The organism is Brevibacterium senegalense, from assembly GCF_000285835.1.
Classification (GTDB): Bacteria; Actinomycetota; Actinomycetes; order Actinomycetales; family Brevibacteriaceae; genus Brevibacterium; species Brevibacterium senegalense.
Map to the genome: position 1 here is coordinate 200,843 of NZ_HE978605.1, position 20,652 is coordinate 221,494.

Sequence of the window (20,652 nt, forward strand, 5' to 3'; positions counted from 1 at the left end):
ACCCGCCGTCCGTCTGCAGCTGTCCGGGAGAGGACGGGACGCCGTTCGCCTGCAGGAGGCCCGCGAGGGAGTCGATCGAGACGCCCTCGTCCTCCAGGTCGTCCTCGCGGACGGTGATCTCGACCTGCAGCGGCTTCTCACCCGTGACGGCCACGCTGCGGACGCCCTCGATGTCGCTGAGCTCCGGGACTGCGACGTCCTCCAGATCGGAGGCCAGCTCGTTCACGTCGCCGGAGCTGCTGACGGAGAGCATGACGATCGGGAAGTCCGCCAGTCCACCGGCCATGACGGACGGCTCGACACCGTCCGGCAGGCTCGACTCGACCTGGGAGACGGCGCGCTGCAGGGACCGGACGACCTCGTCGGAGTCCGTGCCGTAGTCCGTCTCGACGACGACCTGGGAGGAACCGGCGGACGAGGTGGACTGGATGCTCTCGACCGACTCGACACCGGTGAGCGCCTCCTCGAGCGGTGCGGTCACCTCGCGCTCGACGGCCTCCGGGGAGGCGCCCTCGTACTGCGCGGTGACAAAGGCCTGGGGCAGTTCGAGCGGCGGGAAGAGCTCCTGTTTGAGGGTCGAGGTGCCGATGACGCCGAAGACGGCCGCGCAGATCGTGATGAGGGCGATGAGGGCGCGGTTGCGCAGACTCAGGCGAGTGAGAGAGAGCACGGGTGTCCTTCTGAGCGAGGGTGCGACATCCGCAATGCTACGCGCCGCTCCGGACGCGCCGGGGTGGGGATGACCACACGGTCAGGTGCGGACGACCCCTCCGCCGCCGCGTGGCGGACCGCTCACTGCGGATTCCACCCCAGCTCCTCGAGGCTGGGACGTCGCCCGTCCGGACCTTCCGACCACGGACCCTGATCCCCGTGCCGCCGGCGGTCCCGGCTCGACCTGCTCCGCTCGCGCTCCGTGCGCCGCAAGATGAGGTTCCGCAGGAAGTCCCATCCCACCAGCAGCACGAAGGAGACGACGGCGAGGCCCACCCACACGAGGCAGACGACGGGAGACGGCACGTCGTCGAAGGTCCGCACGCTCGTGAAGCCGGCGCCGACGAGGGAGCCCAGGTACGGGATGAGGAGGACGAGCGCCAACCCCCACCTCATCGTCTCCGACGCGGTCACGAGCGCGGTCGTGACGATGAGGAAGACGCAGGACCACGTGGCGATGAGCGCCGCGGCGGTGACGAACGAGAGTACGTCGGACCCCAGGGTCGCCAGCACGGTGTACGTGCCCAGGTCCTCGCCCACGAGGAACGGCCATGCGAGCATGCCCAGCCACTGGATCCCCACAGACACGAGTGCGGCCAGGGGAAGGAACGGGACCGTGCCGCGCCGGAACCCCATGTCCGGACGCTTGGGCGCCAGGAGCACGAAGGGCATCATGAAGGGGATGAGGACCGCCACGAGCGCCGTCCAGACGTCCGTGTCCTCGACGACGTCGTAGGAGTTGTCGCGCAGCAGCCGCCACCGCACCAGCAGGATGAGGATCCACGCGAACACGACCCCGATCGCGGAGAAGCTCACGACCCGCCGGACGTCGCGTCCCCACGTGGGGACCGTCGACTCCTCCACGTGCTCCGCGTGGGCGCGCTTCGCCGCCCGCTTGCGGGCCTCGCGCTCCTGCGCCTTCTCCGCCTCCGTGGGCTGGGGAACGGGGATGCGCTGCTGGCCCGGCGCAGGTGTTGTCGGTCCCTGGCCAGGTGACGGCCGGCCCGGCGCAGACGACTGCGGACCCAGCACGGGCGACTGCGGTCCCGGTGCAGGCGGCGGGGGCCCTGGAGGCCGGGGAGGCGGCTGACGCCGGTGCGGATCGTGCCGGTGCTGCTCGTCCATGTCCCCAACCTAACGCCGCAGCCGCCGTGCACGACCGCCGCACGTGCACCGAAACCGGAACACGGCCCTCCGGTCGTCATCCGTTCGTCGGCCGACTCACGCCTGCTGCACAGACCGACTCACGCCTGCTGCCCTGCCGCACTCACCCCTGCTGCGCGGGCAGCGTCTCCCGTCCGCGCAGCCACAGCAGCCACGCGACGATGACGACGAGGCCCGTCACGAGGAACGCCCAGTCGTAGCCGAACGCGTCGACGAGCACCCCGGAGACCACCGGGCCGGCGATCGCGCCCACGTCCATCGCCATCTGGAAGCGCGACAGCACGGTGCCGCCGCTGCGCTCCCGCCCGATCACGTCGCCCACCGAGGCCTGCACGGCCGGATTCACCAGCCCACCGCCCAGGCCGGCCAGGAGGGTGAGAGCGAAGAACACCCACACGCTGCCCGAATATCCGACCGCCACGGTCGCAGCCCCCAGCACGAAGAGGCCCACGAGGACGAACGGGCGCCTGCCCCACGTGTCCGTCAGGCGACCCACGACGGCGACGGACACGGCCATGCCCAGCGCGAAGACGGTGAGCGCGATGCCGGAGACCCGCTCGTCCGCGCCCAGCACCGCGACGACGAACAGCGGATACAGCGCGATCCTGGCACCCATCGCCGCCCAGCCCACTGCGACCGCGCTGCCCAGCGACGCCCGGTACGCGGAGTCCCGCCACGCGTCGCGGAACCGCATCCGCGGAAGAGCCTCGGACCCCGTCGCCGAGGCCCCGGCCGGCTCCCCGGTCCGGGGCACCTGGGTCTCCCCGGCCTCGGGAGCAGCCGTCTCCCCTGCCTCGGGCAGTCCCGTCTCCCCGGCCTCGGCGTCGGGGCCGGCCGAGTCCAGCTGCGGCTGCCGCTCGAGACGGAACCAGACGACGGCGGCGGCCAGCAGTAGGCCCGTCGCGTAGATGACGAACGGGATGCGCATGCCCAGCCCGGCCAGCAGGCCGCCCACGACGGGGCCCAGGATGTTGCCGAAGAGGAAGCTGGAGGCGTAGGCGCTGGAGGCTCTGCCGCGGGAGTCGGAGGGGGTCAGGCGGATGATGAGCGCCATCGCGGACACCGTGAACATCGTCGACCCGATGCCGCCCAGGCCGCGGAACAGCAGCAGCTGCCAGTACGTCTGCGCGGCGGCGACCGCGTAGGTGGAGGCGGCGACGATGAGGAGGCCCGCGACGTAGACGCGTCGCTCCCCCAGCGTGTCGATGAGGCGACCGCCGGCGGGGGCGAAGAGGAGACGGAAGAGGGCGAACGAGCTGACGACGATGCTCGCGGCGGTGACGCCCAGGTCGAAGGAGGCGGCGAACTGGGGCAGGATCGGCGCGATGATCCCGTAGCCGATCGCGACGATGAACGCCGCGGACACCAGCACCCAGATATCCGCCGGCAGCGGCTGCCGGCGCGCGCTCATCGCGGCATCGGAGAGAGGAAGGCCTGCGGGTCCGGCACCGGGCGGGACGAGGTGGCAGACCGGCGCGCGTAGGCGGGGTCGACGTCGCCCACGTACAGCCAGCCCATGAGCAGCTCGTCGTCGGCCAGGCCGTGGACGGCACGGACCTGGGGCGCGTTCGCATGCACGCCCGAACGCCACATGACGCCCCAGCCGGCCTCCGACAGCGCGAGCGACAGGAGGTGGCCGGCACCGGCGGCGGTCGCGGTCTGCTCCCAGTGCGGGACCGCGGGGTGGTCCAGCCGGGAGGCGACGATCGCGATGAGCAGCGGGGCGCGCAGGGGCTTGGGGTTGGGCTCGCCGGGATCGCGGACGGCGCCGGTCGCGGCGTCCAGGGCCGCGCCCAGGCGCAGGCGGTCGTCGCCGCGCAGGGTGATGAGGCGCCACGGACGCAGCGACTTGTGGTCCGCGACGGTCACGACGGAGCGCAGGAGGCGGGACAGCTCGCGGTCGCTGGGTGCCCGGTCGCCCACCGCGGACACGGACCGGCGACGGGCCATCGCGGCGAGGACCGGGCTGCCGTACGCCGAGGCCGAGGGCGGGTTCACGACGGTGCGGCGCACCGGGGGCTGCACGTCGGACTGAGGGGCACGGGTCTGCGGGGCATCGTGCGTCACGGGCGTCAGCTCACCCACTCGTGGAAGTGGGCGCGGGCGGTCGCCAGCTTGGGTTCGACGATGAAGCGGCAGTATCCGTTCGTGGGGAACTGCGTGTAGAAGTCCTGGTGGACGGGCTCCGCCTCCCAGAATTCGCCCAGCGGCTCGAGCGTCGTGACGACGGGGCGGCCGATCTGCTCCTGCACGCTGCTGAGGATCTGTGCGAAGCGCTCCCGCTCCTGCTCGTCGCGGTAGAACATCGCCGACCGGTACTGCGTGCCCACGTCGTTGCCCTGCCGGTTGAGGCTCGTGGGGTCGTGTCCGGTGAAGAAGAGACCCAGGATGACCTCCTCCGGGACGATCTCCGGGTCGAAGGTCACCTGGAGCGCCTCTGCGTGACCCGTCGTCCCGCTGCACACCTGCTCGTAGGTGGGGTGCTCGAGGTCGCCTCCCGTGTAGCCGCTGATGACGGAGGACACTCCGCGCGTGCGCTGGTAGACGGCGTCGAGGCACCAGAAGCATCCGGCACCCAGGGTGAGAGTCTGCATATCCCTCCAGACACGTGCGCGGGCGGGTTTATTCCTGCGGGCTCCTCAGAAGACGCTGGTCGCGGGCACCTCGAAGCCCAGGGCGGCCGCCGCCTCCCGGGTGTCCGCCCGGCCCCACCAGCGGGCCACGGCCTCGTCCGTCGCGAGCGATCGCATCTGCGCGGTGTCGAGGTAGAGGATCCCGTCCAGGTGGTCGGTCTCGTGGGCGACGATGCGCGCCGGCCAGCCGGTCAGCTCCTCCTCGACCGAGGCCCCGGTCAGGTCCGCTCCCCGCAGCAGGATCGTGAGCGGCCGGTCCACGACCGCCTGGTACCCGGGGATGGAGAGGCACCCCTCGTAGAACGAGGCGGTCCGGTCCGTCGTCGCCTCATAGCGTGCATTGAGCACCGTGCGCGGGCCGAAGGGCACACGGCGGCGCATGTCGCGGCGCGCCTGCGCTGCGGAGTCGGGATCGGCGGGGACCGGGTCCTCGGCGACGAAGAGCCGCAGCGGCACGCCCACCTGGGGTGCGGCCAGGCCCACCCCGGGGGCCGCGCGCATCGTCGTGCGCATCGCGTCCGCGAACGCGGTCAGCACGTCGTCGTCCAGCTGCCCGTCGACCGGGGCTGTCTCCATCCGCAGCACGGGATCGCCGGCCTCGACGATCGGCAGGACTCCCCCGGTGCGGCCGGCGATGTCCAGGAGTCGCAGGACCGCGTCCCGGATCGCGGTGGGCGAGGTGTCCCGCGTGAGGTCGGGGTCGTTCAACCGGTGGGGTTCGGTCATCGTGCGGGGTCGCTCAGGCGTCGCCGGCCGCGGCCGCGCGGGCCTGGATGGCGCGGGCGTGCGCCAGCAGCGGCGCGTCGATCATGGACCCCTGGAAGGAGAACGCGCCCTTCTGGCCCACGGCGGCCTCGAGCACGTCCGACGCCCACTGCGTCTGCTCCGGGCTGGGCGCGTACGCGCTGCGGACGACGGGGACGTGCTTGGGGTGGATGGAGACCTTCGCGTCGAAGCCGCTCTCCACCGCGTCCAGCGCCTCCTCCGCCAGGCCGTCGATGTCGTCGATCGCGGTCCAGATCGAGTCGAGCGCCCACTTCCCGTGCGCCTTCGCCGCCAGCAGGGTCTGCGAGCGCACGTGCATCGCGACGGCGCGGTAGGACCCGTCCTTCCCGCGCGACGAGCCGCCGCCCAGTGCGGCGATGAGGTCCTCGGACCCCCACATGAGTCCCGCGACGTTGGGCTGGGCCGCGATCTGGTCGGCGTTGACCGCACCCGCGGGGGTCTCGATGAGGGCGATGAGGCTCACGTCCGGCAGGTCCGCCGCCAGTCGGGCCGGGCCGTCCGCGGACTCCGCCTTGGGCAGCATGACCATCGTGAACGGCAGCTCCTTCAGCATCGCCGCGTCACCGGCGTAGTGCTCGGTGTCCGTGGCGTTCACGCGGATGACCGTGCGGGCCGGGTCCAGCTGCGGTGCGTCGCCACCGTCCCCGGACACCGCGTCGCGCACCGCCTGGCGCGCGGCTTCCTTGTCGGACGGGGACACCGCGTCCTCCAGATCGACGATGACGATGTCGGAGCGCTGTGCCGCCTTGCTGTAGCGGTCGGGGCGGTCGCCGGGGACGAACAGCCAGGCGGGGCGGATGTCGAAGCTCATGGTCACCTTCGGGTCGAGGGATGGTGTGGTGTCAGGTCGTGCGCGGGCGCCTCAGCCCTCGGCGTGGTCGGCGGTGAAGACCATCGTCTTGCGGACGGCCTTCGCGACGATGTCGCCGTGCTGGTTGCGGCCGATGTGCTCGAGGCTGATGATGCCCTCGCCCGGCCGCGACCGCGAGAGGCGCTTGTCGAGGATCTTCGTCTCCGCGTACAGGGTGTCCCCGTGGAACACGGGCTTGGGGAAGGACACCTCGCTGAAACCCAGGTTGCCCACGATCGTGCCCTGTGTCAGCTGGGCGACGGACAGCCCCACCAGCGTGGAGAGCGTGAACATCGAGTTGACCAGCCGCTGACCGAAGGGCTCCGACTCCGCGAAGTGCGCGTCCAGGTGCAGAGCCTGCGTGTTCATCGTGACGGCGGTGAACCACGTGTTGTCCGCCTCTGTGATGGTGCGGCCTGGTGCATGCCGGTACGTGGCGCCCACGACGAACTCCTCGAACCAGAGTCCCCGCTGCTCGATGACGGGACCGTCCGTCGTCTCCGCGGACTGGCCCACAGCCTGGTCCGCGGCCTGGCCCGTCGTCTTCGCGTCCTGCTCCGTCACGTCAACGTCCTCCATCGGTCCGCGGCTGCTCTGCCTGTCGTTGCACCGGCGCAAGGCCGGCCTGTGGTCTGCCGCACACCACCCTATCGCTCACTGCTGTCTCACCCGTCATTGCAGGGCAGAGGTGAGGCGCATCGCGGAGTCCAACCATCGGCGTCCCCAGGAGCGCCCGGCCCACTCCTCCTGCGTCAGCTCGGAACTGACGGCGCGGTACTCGTCCATGACCCGGTGGAGACCCTGGGTGATGTCGCCGCCGTAGGTCAGCATGCTCACCTCGTAGTTGAGGCCGAACGACCGCATGTCCATGTTCGACGACCCCATGACGGAGCACAGGTCGTCGACCGTGAAGCACTTCGTGTGCAGGACCAGGGGCGCCGGGTAGCGGAAGATCCGCACACCGGCTTCCAGCAGCGCCTCGTAGTACGAGCTCTGAGCGTGATCGACCATGAACTGGTCCGCCTGTTCGCTCACGTACAGCTCGATGTCGACGCCGCGGCGTCCGGCCGTCGTGATCGCCGCCAGCAGCGACTCGTCCGGCACGAAGTAGGGGCTCACGATCCGCAGGCGCTCCTGCGCCAGGTAGATGAGCGACACGAACAGGCGCAGGCTGGGCTCGGTCCGGAAGCCGGGGCCGGAGGGGACCACCTGCACGGCGTTCACGTCCGAGTCCGGCAGGACGGAGGTCACCGCGCCGCCGCCGGCCCCGTGCGTGCCCTGACCCGCTGTGAGTCGCGCACCGATCGCCGACTCCCGCTCCGACAGTCGCGCGCCCGCGTCGTACGCGCGGATCGTGAGGTCCTCGCCCGTCTCCGTGTACCAGTCCGTTGCGAACACCGCCTCGAGGGATGCGACGACAGGACCCGTCAGCTCGACCATGATGTCGTGCCAGTGGCGGCCGATCCGGTCGTTGCGCGGGCTGCCGTACGAGGGCTCGATCATGTTCATCGACCCCAGGAACGCGCGCTCGCCGTCGATGATGACGTGCTTGCGGTGGTTGCGCAGGTCGATCCGGCGGACCCGACCCTGCAGAGGTTTGAAGGGCAGCATGAGCGACCACTCGATCCCCGCGGCGTCCAGCCGGCGCTTGAGCGGCCGGTACCCGCCGTACTTCCGGGAGCCCAGGTGGTCGAACAGCACGCGCACGCGCACCCCGCGGGCCGCAGCGCGCTCCAGCGCGGTGAGGAACGGTTCCGTCGACCGGTCCGCGGTCATGATGTACATGCAGACGTCCACGAAGGACTCCGCCTCATCGATCGCACGCGCCATCGCGTCGACGGTGTCGTGGAAGTCCGTGCGGATCCCGTGGTCGGTGCCCGTGACCATCGGGAGGTGGGTGAGGTTCCGGCTGAGGGTCACGAGCGACCCGAAGTCACGCGGGACGCCGATCGCATCTGGCCAGTCCGGGATGCCCACCGTGCCCTGGTGCAGGCGGGAGTTCGCCTCCTCCTGGATCGCCTCGCGCCTGCCGGTGATGTACGGGCTGCCCAGCAGCAGGAACAGCGGGATGCCCACGATGGGCAGGAAGAGGATGAGCAGCAGCCATGCGCTGGACGAGGACGGGCGCCGGTTCTCCGGCACCACCCCGATCGCGATGACCTTGATCGTGTAGTCCAGGACGATGAAAGCCGTCGACGCGATCTGCGTCCAGTCCCACTCCCCCAGTGCCAGCTGCATGGAGCAAGCCTACGCAGGTGGCCTGCGCTTCCCCCTCACAGCCCCAGGCTGCGGGCGATGAGCATCTGCTGCACCTCCGTCGTCCCCTCGCCGATCTCCAGGATCTTCGAGTCGCGGTAGTGCCGGGCGACCAGGTATTCGTTCATGAAGCCGTAGCCGCCGTGCACCTGCGTCGCGTCGCGGGCGTTGTCCATCGCCGCCTCGGACGCGACCATCTTCGCGATCGCCGCCTCCGTCTTGAACGGCAGGCCGGACTCCATCTTCGAGGCCGCCGCGTAGTAGGCGGCGCGCGCGGTCTGCACGCGGGCCTCCATGCGGGCGATCTTGAAGCTGATGCCCTGGTAGTCGCCGATCGGCTTCCCGAACGTCGTCCGCTCCTTCGCGTACTGCACGCTCGCGTCGACGCAGCCCTGCGCCGCGCCCACGGACACCGCCGCGATCGCGATGCGTCCCTCGTCCAGGATCCGCAGGAAGTTCGCGTAGCCGCGCCCGCGCTCGCCCAGCAGGTTGGCCTCCGGCACCCGCACGTCCTCGAACGTGAGCGGGTGCGTGTCCGACGAGTTCCAGCCCACCTTGTCGTACGCCGGCTCCGGCGTGAACCCGGGCGTCCCGTTGGGGATGATGATCGTGGAGATCTCCGGCTTCGTGCTGCCGTCGCCACCGGTGCGGGTGCCGGTGACGGCGGTCGCGGTCACGAACTTCGTGATGTCCGTCCCGGAGTTCGTGATGAACGACTTCGCCCCGTTCACCACCCATTCGCCGTTCTCCAGCACCGCTTTCGTCTTGGTGCCCCCGGCGTCGGAGCCGGCCTCGGCCTCGGTGAGTCCGAACGCGGCCAGGCCGCGGCCGTCGATGACCTGCGGCAGCAGCTCCGCCTTCTGCTCGTCCGTGCCGAAGCGGTAGATGGGCATCGCGCCCAGCGACACCCCCGCCTCGAGCGTCATCGCGAGCGACTGGTTCTCCCGCGCGATCTCCTCGAGCGCCAGGCACAGTGCGAAGTAGTCCCCGCCCATGCCGCCGTGCTCCTCCGGGAACGGCAGGCCGAACAGGCCCATGTCGCCCATCTTCGCGACCAGCTCGTACGGGAACTCGTGCCGCGCGTCCAGCTCCGCGCTGACGGGCGCGACCTCCTCGTCCGTGAACTCCGCGACCGTGCGGCGCAGCGTCTCGTACTCGTCGTCCAGCATCCCCGGAACGAACAGCTTCATCGTCGTCGCCTCCTGTGCCATCGGTTCCTCATCCCTCCGCGGTCGCGGCATCCGTCGCCGCGGCCTCATCCGTCGTGTCGTCTGCCTCCGCCGGCACGATCCGTGCCAGCACCTCGTCGAGCGCGACCTGCGCGCCCGCGACCGTGCTCAGGTGCACGACGCCGTCCGCGGGTGCGGTGAGCACGTGCTCCATCTTCATCGCCTCGACCGTCACGACGGGCTGGCCCGCCGTCACCTGCTCGCCGTCCGCCACGCGCACATCGATGACCGACCCCGGCATCGGGGCCAGCACCTCCGCACCCGCTGCCGCCGCACCGATCGCGGTGTCCGCCTGCGGCCGGGTCAGCTGGGCGAGGCCCGCGGGCGTCCGCACCCACAGTGTCCGCCCGTCCGCCGAGGCCCACACCCGTCCCGTCACCTGCTCACCGTCCAGCGTGATCCGGTAGGACCCGTCGCCGAGGTCGCGGACCGGTGGGTGCGCATACGTCACCTCGTGCCGCCGGCCGCGGTGGACGAGGGCCACGGCGGACCGCGCCGGGGATGCGCTGCGCCAGCCGCCGGCCGCGGCCCAGACACCTGCCGGCTCGCCCGCGGTGCGGGCGTCGCGACTGCGGGCGGCCTCGGCCCGGGTGATGTGCGCGGCGGCCAGCTGCAGCGCGGCGGGGTCCAGGGCCTCGGCGAGGTCGTCGTCCGTCAGCGCGTCGATGATGCCGGTGTGCAGATCGCCGGTGACGACCTCGGGCATGTCGATCAGCATCTGCAGGAAACCGATGTTCGTGCCGATGCCGGGGACCGCGGACTCCGCGAGCGCGGTGCGCAGCAGGGCGACGGCCTCGGCTCGGTCGCGGCCGGTCACGATGAGCTTCGCGATCATCGGGTCGTAGTCGCTCACGATGCGCTGGCCGGGCTCCAGTCCGGCGTCCACGCGGATGCCCTCGCCGGTGGGGAACGCGACGTCCAGCGCGGTGCCGCCGGTGGGCAGGAAGCCGCGAGCGGGGTCCTCCGCGTAGATGCGCGCCTCGATCGAGTGGCCGGTCAGACTGATGTCGTCCTGCGTCAGCCCCAGCTCCTCGCCGGCGCCGATCCGCAGCTGCCATTCGACGAGGTCGACGCCCGTCACCTGCTCCGTGACGGGGTGCTCGACCTGGAGGCGCGTGTTCATCTCCATGAAGAAGAACTCGTCCGGCGCGTCCGCGGACACGATGAACTCGACGGTGCCGGCCCCGCGGTAGTCGACGGACTTCGCGGTGTCGACGGCGGCCTGCCCGATCCGGGCGCGGGTGTCCGCGTCCAGCAGCGCGCTGGGCGCCTCCTCGAGGACCTTCTGGTGGCGGCGCTGCAGCGAGCACTCGCGCTCGCCCAGGTGGATGACGTTCCCGTGCTCGTCGGCCAGCACCTGCACCTCGATGTGGCGCGGGGTGAGCACGAGCCGCTCGAGGAAGAGCGTGTCGTCGCCGAAGCTCGAGGCGGCCTCGCGGCGGGCGGAGGCGAGCGCCTCCGGCAGGTCCTCCGCCCGGTGGACCTCGCGCATGCCCTTGCCGCCGCCGCCCGCGGAGGGCTTCACGAGGATCGGGTAGCCCACCTCGTCCGCGCGGGCGAGGAGCTGCTCGTCCGTCAGCCCCGGCTCGGCGACACCGGGCACCAGCGGCACGTCGCGCGCCGCGACGGCCTGCTTCGCGGAGATCTTGTCGCCCATGACCTCGATCGAACCGGCCGTGGGCCCCAGGAAGACGATGCCCTCCTCCTCGAGGCGGCGGGCGAACGCCGCATTCTCGGAGAGGAAGCCGTAGCCGGGGTGGACGGCCTGCGCGCCGGTCGCGTGCACGGCCTCGAGGACGCGGTCGATGCTGAGGTAGGACTGGGCGGCCGGGGCCGGACCCAGGCGGTGCGCGATGTCCGCGGCCCGCACGTGGGCGGCGTCCGCATCCGCGTCGGAGTAGACGGCGACGGTCTCGATGCCCATCCTCCGGCAGGTGCGGATGACGCGCAGGGCGATCTCGCCGCGGTTGGCGATGAGGATCCTTCGGAACATTCGACTCACATCCTGAAGACGCCGTAGCCGGGTGCGGCCAGCGGTCGTTCGAGCGGGGAGAAGCGTGCGGCCTCGAGGGCGAGCGCCAGCACCTGGCGGGTGTCCGCGGGATCGATGATCCCGTCGTCCCACATCCGGGCGGTCGAGTAGTAGGGGTTGCCCTGGTCCTCGTACTGACGGCGGATCGGATCCTTGAAGGTCTCCTCGTCCTCCGCCGGCCACTCCTCGCCGCGGGACTCCAGCTGGTCGCGCTTGACGGTGGCGAGCACGCTGGCGGCCTGTTCGCCGCCCATGACGGAGATGCGGGCGTTGGGCCACATCCACAGGAAGCGCGGCGAGTACGCGCGGCCGCACATCGAGTAGTTGCCGGCGCCGAAGCTGCCGCCGATCACGACGGTGAACTTGGGCACCCTCGCGGTGGCGACGGCGTTGACCATCTTCGCGCCGTGCTTCGCGATGCCGCCGGCCTCGTAGTCGCGGCCCACCATGAAGCCGGAGATGTTCTGGAGGAACACGAGCGGGGTGGAGCGCTGGTCGCACAGCTCGATGAAGTGGGCGCCCTTCATCGCGGACTCGCCGAAGAGGATGCCGTTGTTCGCGATGATCCCCACGGGATGGCCGTCGATGCGGGCGAACCCGGTCACCAGGCTGGTGCCGTACTCCGCCTTGAACTCGTGGAACTGAGAGCCGTCGACGATGCGGGCGATGACCTCGCGGACGTCGTAGGGAACCCGGGAGTCGACGGGGACGACGGAGGTGAGCTCGTCCGGGGCGTGCGCGGGCTCGACCGGTTCGCTGCGGTCCCACGCGGGGGCCGGGCGCGGGCCGAAGGTCTGGGCGATGTCGCGCAGGATCTCCAGCGCGTGCTCGTCATTGGCCGCCAGGTGGTCCGTCACGCCGGACGTGCGGGAGTGCAGCGCGCCGCCGCCCAGCTCCTCCGCCGTCACGACCTCGCCGGTCGCGGCCTTCACGAGCGGGGGCCCGCCCAGGAAGATCGTTCCCTGCTCGTTCACGATGACCGATTCGTCCGCCATCGCCGGCACGTAGGCGCCGCCGGCGGTGCAGGAGCCCATGACGGCGGCCAGCTGCGGGATGCCCGCGGCGGACAGGGTCGCCTGGTTGTAGAAGATCCGGCCGAAGTGGTCGCGGTCCGGGAACACGTCGTCCTGGTTGGGGAGGTTCGCTCCGCCGGAGTCCACGAGGTAGAGGCACGGCAGGTGGTTCTGCTGGGCGATCTCCTGCGCACGCAGGTGCTTCTTGACCGTCAGGGGGTAGTACGTGCCGCCCTTGACGGTCGCGTCGTTCGCGACGATGACGCAGAGGCGGCCGGACACCAGGCCCATGCCGGTGATGATGCCCGCACCCGGCGAGGCGTCCTCGTACATCCCGTTCGCCGCCAGCGGCGAGAACTCGAGGAAGGGGCTGCCGGGATCCAGCAGCCCTTCCACCCGGTCGCGCGGCAGCAGCTTGCCGCGGTCCACGTGCCGCTGCCGCGAGGCCTCGGATCCCCCGCGTGCGGTGGCGGCGGTGCGCTGACGCAGCTCGTCGAGCAGCGCCGCGTGCGCCTGCGCGTGGGGCGAGGTCTGCGGATCGACCGGCGAACCGATGGTGCGCATGGGATCCCCTCCCGGAGTTCAGGATGCCGGCGCCTCTGGTCGAACCGCCGCACATTCGGTTAACATCGATTAACTGACTGGATGATAGCGCGAAGGGAGGACGTGTGACAACAGCCACACACGAGGATCGCGGGGAGAATGCGACCGGCCCCTCCCCCGGCAGCCGCGAGGCGGCGAAGGCGGAGCGGCGGGCGCAGCTGCTGGAGTCCGCGAAGACCCTCTTCGCCCGCAACGGCTTCCGCGCGGTGCGGCTCACGGACATCGGGCAGGGCGCAGGAGTGTCCGGACCCGCGGTCTACCGCCACTTCGATTCGAAGGAGGCCGTGCTCATCGAGCTGCTGGTGGGCATCTCCGAGTACCTGCACGCGGGCGGCGAGCGCATCGTCGCCAAGGACCTCCCGGCCAGGGAGACGCTCGAGGCCCTCATCGACTTCCACGCGGACTTCGCGCTGTCCGAGCCCGAGCTCATCCGCATCCAGGACCGCGACCTCCACGCCCTGCCGGAGACGGAGCGGCGCCGCGTCCGCCGCCTGCAGCGGCAGTACGTGACGGCCTGGACCGGGATCGTCCGCCGCGTCCACCCGGAGCTCACGGAGGATGCGGCGACGGTCCGCGTCCACGCGCTCTTCGGCATGGTGAACTCGACGCCGCACCTGAGCCGCAGGCTGCCCGCCCCGGTCGTGGACGCGCAGCTGCGCACCGCCGCTCGGGCGGCACTCGAACTGGGATGAGACACTGCAGGCTGGAGTGAGACCCGACACCGAGGCGACACCCTGCGCCGAGGTGACACCCGGAGGAGACCCGATGACAGGACGCCCACCTGGGACAGAACCGGCAGCCGACACAGGACCGGCACCTCAGCAGCCAGTGCGCACGCCTCCCGGCAGGACAGCCGCCACCGTCCGCGCGGTCACGCGGGGCAGGACCCCGGCGGTCCTCATCGGGGGACTCCTCACCGGCCTCGTCGCCGGCATCCTCGCACTGGTGCTCTGCCTCCCCCTGCTCCAGGCCGGGGCCCGCGCGAAGTCCGAGGCGATCACCACCCAGGGCTCCGGCGCCGCAGCGGACGGGCCCGCGCAGGGATACGTCGAGAAGCCCACGTTCACGATCGCCGTCGGCATCGACGATGAGCCCGTGGAGATGCCCGCGATCCAGTCCGCGATGACGGACCACCTGGCATTCTCCGGTGAGTTCGCGGACCGTCTGGAGCAGGGCGCGGTCGCACAGGACTTCGCGACCCACGAGCACACGATGAGTCCCGAGGCCGCACGTGAGCAGGTCGCCGACGGGACCTCGGTCCTCGCGGTCATCCTGCCCGAGGACCTCTCCCCCACCTTCGTGCGGCAGGCCGCGGAGTACGGGCGCGGCGAGCGGTCCGACCCACCGGACCCCGTCACCCTCACGATCGTCGCCGGCCCGCAGGCGCTCGCGCAGGACGAGTTCATCCTGTCCCAGTACCGCTCGCAGGTCCTCACACAGGCATCGGAGCACATCGCGGAGCAGATGCGGATCGTCTCGCGGAAGCTGAACGCCGAGGTCGACCGCCCCGTCAGCATCGTCGTCGAGGAGAGCGACGGTCCCGAGCCCCAGGACCTCCTCTTCGCATCCCAGAGCGAGGCTGGATCCTCAGGTTCCTCAGAGTCGACCGCCTCCTCAGACAGCACCTACGCGAACGCGGGACCGGAAGCGCGCGAGGCCGCGGTCGCCGAGCAGACCGAGCGGTCCTACGCGGTGGGCCTGACAGCCGTCGCCGCGGTCGCGTGGGCCGCCGCGGTGCTGGCGGCTGCGGTCGCCGTCTCGACCGCCGTCGACCGCGCGACCGGACTGGGCATCGTCGTCGTGGGGCCCTGGCGCCGCCGGTCGGCGGAGCGCCCCGTGCCGCGCGCACTCAAGCTGCGGACGAAGGCTCTGCTCATGGGACTGCTCGTGCCGCTCCTTGCGGTGGCCGGGACCATCGGCATCCGGATCGCCGCCGGTCAGGAGGCCACTGCTGTCGACGTGGAACTCGTCTCCGGCGGGGCGACCGTAGCTGCCAGCGCCGCACTCCTCGTCCTGCTCCTCGCGGTGGGCGCCGCGCTGGCCGCCATAGTCCTCGCCGCCGCCGATGTCGTGGGCTCGTTCGCCGCGTGGGTCGCCGCAGCGCTGGCCCTCCTGTGGTCCGCACACGCGTCGGGGCTCCTGTTCCGCACGGGTGCGGAGCAGCAGCCGGCGCTCACACACCTGGCGAGCGGACTGGGCTTCTTCCACACCCACTCCTTCACCCGCGCGACCCTCCTCTACAACTGGGTGCCGGGCGTCGTGACGGCGGCGGCCCTCACGGTCGCGGTGCTCATCGTCGCCCACCTCATCGTGCGCGGCTACGACCGGCGGGTCTCGACGCGGACTGCGCTGGTCTGACCGGCTGCCCTTGTGTGACTCGCCTCAGCCGTGGTGCGAGTGGCCCGCGGACCGGTTGCGATAGAGCAGGGAGGGGCGGCCTCGGCGGCCGTCCGTGTAGTCGCCGGTGGGCTCCAGCTGCCGCTTCATGCTGCGGCGGAAGGTGTCGCGGGGCAGCTCCTCGCCGGCCACGGCCTCGTGCAGGGTCTGCAGGTCGCCCAGACTGAAGGTCTCCGGCAGCAGGCCCCAGGGGTCCGGGTGCTGGGAGTATGCGTCGCGCACGCGGCGCAGCGCCTCGACGAAGACGCGGGGGTGGTCGTACGGCAGCTGCACGCCGCCGTCGACGCCCACCTCGCTGACGGGGACCAGCGTGATAGAGCCTCCCCGGAGCCCCTCGGCCACGACCGAGCCGGGGACCACATCGAGGTGCCCCACGGTCACGACCCAGCCGCGCGGGTCGCGGTCCGGGTCGTCGAACACGTGCAGCTGCTCGGGCTCGCGGCCCGTGATGCCGGCCTTGGTGCGGAGGCTGCGCAGGACCGCGGCCTCGAGCCGCTCCCGCTCGTGCACGAAGGTGCCGGGCAGGGCGAGGCCCACGTCCTCGGTCACGAGCACGATCTCCAGCCCGCGGCCGGTCACGGTGAACGTGGCGGTATCGACGGCGAGCGAGGGCCGGGGGAACTGGGTGAGGGGAACGCTGCTCACGCCAGGCGGGCCCGAAGGCGCTCGTCGCGGCGGTAGGGCACCAGCAGCACGCTCGAGGCCGCATCCGTGAGCACGGCGGAGCTGGTCCGTCCCAGCTGCGAGGTCATGCCGGCGAAGACGCCGGCACCGCGCTTGCCCAGGACGACGAGGTCTGCCGTCTCCGAGGCCTCGAGCAGCAGCCGTGCGGGATCACCCGCCAGCTCGTCCAGCTCGACCTGCAGGTCCGGGTGGTCGGCGCGCAGCCACTCGAGAGCGCTCTCGGCGCCCGAGTGGGTCGCCTGCGGATCACCCAGCGCGTCCGGCGCGACGAGCACGTGCAGCGTCCAGCCGCAGCGCACCGCCAGCGCCGCCGCGTCCTGGGCGGCGACGTGCGAGTACTCGGAGGTGTCGAGACCCACGACGATGCGCCCGCCGTCCCGCGCGGGGTGCACCGCCGGGTCGTCGAACTCGCTGCCGCCGGTCACCGTGTGCACGAGCACCGCGGACAGCGCATGGCCCGGCAGCCCGAAGCTCACGGTTCCGATCCGCTTGCTGTTGACCCGGCCGGCACCGTGGCGGCCCAGCACCAGCAGGCCCGCGTCGTCCGCGCGCTGGGCCAGTTCCTCTGCCGCGTCGCCCACGACGACCTCGGTGTCGATCCGCACGCCCGAGGCCCCCTCTGGGTGCGCTGCGTCCAGGGCTTCCAGCTTGGTCCGCAGGTCCGCGAGGACGCTCTGGCCGGTCTCGCGGAGGTCGGCCTCGTCGTCGATCTCCAGGTGGGCCGGGGTGATGACGTGGATGAGCCGCAGTCCATGCTCCGTGCCCCGCAGCACCTTGAGCGCCCACGCGGCGGCCTCTGCGCTCTGGTCCGATCCATCGACACCGACGATCACGTCTCCGCTGAGGTGCACGGCGCCTCCTCTCCATCCGGGTTCACCTCTGATCGTAGTGAACTCCGGCGGGTTCCGGCAGGCCCGCCGCGCCGCGCGAGATTTCCGTGCACATATGGCGGATGTCCGGCATCGAACGGTGACGGATACCACGTTGAGGTGCATGTACACGCCCGAAGAGTCGTCGATCTCAGTCCTGGACAGACACCTCAGCGCAGAGCGAGCACGCGTGACGGGGTCGGTCCGCAAACGGCCGCACGATCCGGGTTTCAACCCACAACCGTGGGGCGTGAGACCCCACGACCGAATGAGTGAAGGCCCCTCACCTAGCGTTTGCGCTGGTGAGGGGCCTTCCTCGTCTGAGCCTCCTGTCGGAATCGAACCGACGACCTTTTCATTACGAGTGAAACGCTCTGCCGACTGAGCTAAGGAGGCAACGCGGAATAGCCTAACCCCACGGGGACCGCAGCGTCAAAACGGGATGAGGTGCTGCCGCGCAGCCTCCTCCACGGCCACGCTCAGGCGGTCCAGTGCGGGCAGCTCCATCGCCCAACGGTGCCAGTGGAGGTCGACGTCCAGCCGCGGCAGACCGGGAATCCGGACGAGGTCCCCCACCTCCGGCAGGTCCGCCAGGAGCAGCTCGTGGACGCACCCCCACCCCAGTCCGGCGCGCAGGCCGGCGATGAAGCCGTGCTGCTCGCCGATCATGTGGGCGGGCGGATCCGCCGTCACCCCGTTCTCCTCGCACCAGGCGCGCAGGACGCGATGCTGCAGCTCGTCCGCCGCTCCGAAGGCGAGGACCGGACACGTCGTGAGGTCCAGCCCGCCGTCCTCCGCGAGGTGGCGGGCGGCCAGCGACTGGGAGACGACCGGGACGTACCGCATGCGTCCCAGCGGAGTCGCCGTGCACCCAGTCTGCGCGGTGGGCAGCGAGCTCAGTGCCGCGAGCACGTCGCCGCGGGCCAGCGCCTGATGGCCGATGTCCTGGTCCTCGACCCTGATCCGCATGACGACGTCGTCCCACTGCGCGGATTCCCGGATCACGTCACTGAGCCACGTCCCCAGCGCGTCCGCACCCACGGCGACGGGGAGCAGGGACCGCGCCGGGGCCTCGGCGGCGGGTGCCAGGGTCGCGACCAGGGCGGTGACCTGGCGCGCGGTGGCGAGCACGGCCTCGCCGGCGGCGGTGGCCCGCGGCGGCGCGGACCGCACGATGAGCACGTTGCCCATCGTCGTCTCGAGGCCGCGGATGCGCTGGGAGATCGCAGACGTGCTGACCCGCAGCGCATGAGCGGCGGCGTCGAAGCCACCCTCGTCGATGACCGCGACGAGGGCCTCCAACTGCGGGATGCTGGGGGAGTCCCTCCGATCGAAGCTCATAAAGACAACCTTAACCACCTGAAGGTTGTGCACGTGGACTTCACGCTCCTGTGCGCTCTACGGTCGAGCCCATGACCGTCATCTCCGTCCTCCTCATCGGCTTCCTCACAGGCGTCGGACTCATCGTCGCCATCGGACCCCAGAACGCGCTGGTCCTGCGGCAGGGGGTGCGCCGCGAGCACGTCGCCGTCGTCGTGGCGGTGTGCACGCTGTCGGACATCATCCTCATCGGAGTGGGCACCGCCGGGATCGGCGTCGTCTTCGAGAAGGCGCCGTGGATCGTCCAGGTCATGCGCTGGGGCGGCGTCGCATACCTGCTGTGGTTCGCGTTCACGAGCCTGCGGTCCGCGTTCGGATCCGCATCCTCCCTGCAGCTGTCGACGGCGGGCGGGGCGGTGCCTCCGGCGCGGAGTGCGTGGGCCGTCGCGGGTGCGACCGCCGCGCTCACGTGGCTCAATCCGCACGTCTACCTGGACACCGTCGTCATGCTGGGCACCGTCGCGAACCAGCAGGCGCAGCCGTGGATGTTCGCGGTGGGCGCGATGCTGGGGTCGGTCGTGTGGTTCGCGGTCCTGGGATACGGGGCGCACCTGCTGGCGCCCGTCCTGCGCAGTCCGCGGGCGTGGCGGGTGATCGATGCGGGCATCGCGGTCGTCATGCTGCTGGTCGCGGCGAAACTCGCGTTCGCGTTCTGAGGCGTCCGTCGCCGTCCGGCACGCGGCATCGCGTACCCTCAGCACCAGCGATCAGACAGTGCAGGGACGACAGAACAGGGGTGTGCGCACAGGTGATGAGGTTCTCGGAGGAGAAGGTCGGGGAGTTCCTCGAGGATTTCCGCACACTCGTCGAATGCGAGTCCCCGTCCAGCGACCCGCAGGCGCTGGCGTCCAGCGCGCGCCTCGTCGCAGAGATCGGTGAGCGCATCACCGGAATCCGCCCCAGCATCAGCACGATCGAGGGGTACCCGCACGTCCTCTTCCACATCGGCACCGGTCCCCGTCGCGTCCTGCTGGTGGGCCACCACGACACCGTGTGGCCGCGCGGCACGCTCGCGACCATGCCGTGGTCCGTGACCGGCGAGCGGGTCTCCGGACCCGGCACGGACGACATGAAGGGCGGGATCCTCATCGCCCTCCACGCGGTGGGAGCCCTGGTGCGGGAGAAGGATGAGGAGGAGCTGGACGGCATCACGGTCCTCATCACCGCGGACGAGGAGCTGGGCTCCCCCACCTCGCAGCCGCTCATCGAGCGCCTGTCCCGCGAGGCCGAGGCCGTCCTGGTCTTCGAGTCCGGAGGCACCGCTGGCCAGGTCAAGATCGCCCGCAAGGGGGTGGCCATCTACAGCCTCGAGGTGGTGGGGCGCGCCGCCCACGCCGGCGTCGAGCCCGAGCGCGGGGTCAACGCGGCGGTCGAGGCCGCCCACCAGATCCTCGCGATCGAGGCGCTGGGCGACACCGGCGGGGACACGACCGTCGTCCCCGCGGTGACGCGGGCCGGGACGACGACGAACACGGTGCCGGCGCGGGCGCGCATCGGCATCGACTCGCGCGCACTCACGTCTGCGGAGCAGCAGCGGGTCGACCGGGCGCTCCGCGACCTGGAGCCCCGTCACCCTGAGTCGCAGCTGGTGCTGCACGGCGGCATCAACCGCCCACCGCTCGAGGAAGAGACGGCCCGCGCTCTCTTCGCCCGCGCGCAGGAGACGGCCGCGCAACTGGGTCACCCGCCGCTCGAGGCCGTGCGGGTGGGCGGCGGTTCGGACGCGAACTTCGCCGCCGGCATGGGCGCGCCCACCCTGGACGGACTGGGCACGGTGGGCGGCGGCTCCCATGCGGACGACGAGCACGCCCTGCTGACGTGGATCCCCCGCCGCATCGAGCTCACCGCCTCGCTGGTCGCCTCCCTGCTCCGGGCCCCGGTCCCCCGCCCCGCTGCGGTGCCGCGGCGATCGTCCGGGCCGCGGTCGGCCCGCACGGACGCCGGCGTCGGGTCCTGAGCAGTCGGGACGTGTGCAGTCGGGACGTGCGCGGTCGGGACGTGCGCCGTCCGAGCGTGGCGTTTCGGCTCAGGCCGTGACGGGTCGG

At 71.4% G+C, this 20,652-nt stretch carries 18 protein-coding genes, 1 tRNA gene and 1 pseudogene; 4 read left to right on the forward strand and 16 right to left on the reverse strand.

All coding sequences use genetic code 11. The features are described from left to right. Positions 1–64: 64 nt before the first annotated feature. The 12 genes and pseudogenes from HGBR_RS21045 to HGBR_RS11645 form a co-directional block, all read right to left on the reverse strand. Positions 65–670, reverse strand: a pseudogene (locus tag HGBR_RS21045) (efflux RND transporter permease subunit); the annotation flags it as partial. A 122-nt stretch (positions 671–792) separates the two neighbouring features. Then, positions 793–1,743: a hypothetical protein gene (locus tag HGBR_RS20445; protein WP_019159510.1), complete on the reverse strand. Its 951-nt coding sequence runs from the start codon at positions 1,741–1,743 to the stop codon at positions 793–795. A 235-nt stretch (positions 1,744–1,978) separates the two neighbouring features. Further along, positions 1,979–3,286, reverse strand: coding sequence for an MFS transporter (locus HGBR_RS11600; RefSeq protein WP_040365007.1), 1,308 nt, complete (start codon positions 3,284–3,286; stop codon positions 1,979–1,981). Then, a complete protein-coding gene (locus HGBR_RS11605) occupies positions 3,283–3,825 on the reverse strand; it encodes a nitroreductase family protein (protein WP_026077544.1) in 543 nt (180 codons plus the stop codon). The genes HGBR_RS11600 and HGBR_RS11605 overlap by 4 nt, the downstream gene beginning before the upstream one ends. Before the next feature lie 122 nt (positions 3,826–3,947). Further along, positions 3,948–4,469: a peptide-methionine (S)-S-oxide reductase MsrA gene (msrA, locus tag HGBR_RS11610; protein WP_019159513.1), complete on the reverse strand. Its 522-nt coding sequence runs from the start codon at positions 4,467–4,469 to the stop codon at positions 3,948–3,950. A 45-nt stretch (positions 4,470–4,514) separates the two neighbouring features. Further along, positions 4,515–5,234, reverse strand: a complete 720-nt coding sequence (locus HGBR_RS11615) for a peptide deformylase (RefSeq protein ID WP_019159514.1) — start codon at positions 5,232–5,234, stop codon at positions 4,515–4,517. A 13-nt stretch (positions 5,235–5,247) separates the two neighbouring features. Next, on the reverse strand, positions 5,248–6,105 hold the full coding sequence (locus tag HGBR_RS11620; RefSeq protein ID WP_019159515.1) for an HpcH/HpaI aldolase/citrate lyase family protein: 858 nt from the start codon (positions 6,103–6,105) through the stop codon (positions 5,248–5,250). 51 nt (positions 6,106–6,156) lie between these two features. Next, positions 6,157–6,723, reverse strand: a complete 567-nt coding sequence (locus HGBR_RS11625) for a MaoC family dehydratase (RefSeq protein ID WP_019159516.1) — start codon at positions 6,721–6,723, stop codon at positions 6,157–6,159. A 93-nt stretch (positions 6,724–6,816) separates the two neighbouring features. Next, positions 6,817–8,382, reverse strand: coding sequence for a phospholipase D-like domain-containing protein (locus HGBR_RS11630; protein WP_019159517.1), 1,566 nt, complete (start codon positions 8,380–8,382; stop codon positions 6,817–6,819). A 35-nt stretch (positions 8,383–8,417) separates the two neighbouring features. Next, positions 8,418–9,590 (reverse strand): acyl-CoA dehydrogenase family protein, encoded by a 1,173-nt coding sequence (locus tag HGBR_RS11635; protein ID WP_026077547.1) that lies wholly within the window; start codon positions 9,588–9,590, stop codon positions 8,418–8,420. A 28-nt stretch (positions 9,591–9,618) separates the two neighbouring features. Continuing rightward, the gene (locus HGBR_RS11640) at positions 9,619–11,622 is read right to left on the reverse strand and encodes an ATP-binding protein (protein WP_019159519.1); all 2,004 of its coding nucleotides are present in this window, start codon (positions 11,620–11,622) and stop codon (positions 9,619–9,621) included. 5 nt (positions 11,623–11,627) lie between these two features. Then, positions 11,628–13,238, reverse strand: a complete 1,611-nt coding sequence (locus HGBR_RS11645; RefSeq protein WP_019159520.1) for a carboxyl transferase domain-containing protein — start codon at positions 13,236–13,238, stop codon at positions 11,628–11,630. A gap of 104 nt (positions 13,239–13,342) precedes the next feature. Here HGBR_RS11645 and HGBR_RS11650 point away from each other — a divergent pair, with 104 nt between their 5' ends. Further along, a complete protein-coding gene (locus HGBR_RS11650; RefSeq protein ID WP_019159521.1) occupies positions 13,343–13,969 on the forward strand; it encodes a TetR/AcrR family transcriptional regulator in 627 nt (208 codons plus the stop codon). Between the two features lie 136 nt (positions 13,970–14,105). Further along, entirely contained in the window at positions 14,106–15,635 is a 1,530-nt protein-coding gene (locus tag HGBR_RS11655) for a hypothetical protein (protein WP_019159522.1), read from the forward strand. Between the two features lie 24 nt (positions 15,636–15,659). Here the strand turns inward: HGBR_RS11655 and HGBR_RS11660 are convergent, their stop codons facing one another. The 4 genes from HGBR_RS11660 to HGBR_RS11675 all read right to left on the reverse strand — a co-directional run bounded on the left by HGBR_RS11660 (position 15,660) and on the right by HGBR_RS11675 (position 18,568). Beyond that, a complete protein-coding gene (locus tag HGBR_RS11660) occupies positions 15,660–16,319 on the reverse strand; it encodes an NUDIX hydrolase (protein WP_019159523.1) in 660 nt (219 codons plus the stop codon). Beyond that, positions 16,316–17,209 carry a universal stress protein gene (locus HGBR_RS11665; RefSeq protein ID WP_019159524.1) on the reverse strand — a complete coding sequence of 298 codons (894 nt, stop codon included), beginning with the start codon at positions 17,207–17,209 and terminating at the stop codon, positions 16,316–16,318. The genes HGBR_RS11660 and HGBR_RS11665 overlap by 4 nt, the downstream gene beginning before the upstream one ends. 341 nt (positions 17,210–17,550) lie before the next feature. Continuing rightward, positions 17,551–17,623, reverse strand: a tRNA-Thr gene (locus HGBR_RS11670). A 36-nt stretch (positions 17,624–17,659) separates the two neighbouring features. Continuing rightward, entirely contained in the window at positions 17,660–18,568 is a 909-nt protein-coding gene (locus HGBR_RS11675; RefSeq protein ID WP_019159525.1) for an ArgP/LysG family DNA-binding transcriptional regulator, read from the reverse strand. Between the two features lie 71 nt (positions 18,569–18,639). Between HGBR_RS11675 and HGBR_RS11680 the strand changes: the two genes are divergently transcribed. Beyond that, positions 18,640–19,263, forward strand: coding sequence for a LysE/ArgO family amino acid transporter (locus HGBR_RS11680; RefSeq protein WP_019159526.1), 624 nt, complete (start codon positions 18,640–18,642; stop codon positions 19,261–19,263). Between the two features lie 95 nt (positions 19,264–19,358). Next, complete coding sequence (locus HGBR_RS17675; protein WP_019159527.1) at positions 19,359–20,564, forward strand: M20 family metallopeptidase; 1,206 nt, start codon at positions 19,359–19,361, stop codon at positions 20,562–20,564. The last annotated feature ends 88 nt before the right edge of the window (positions 20,565–20,652 follow it).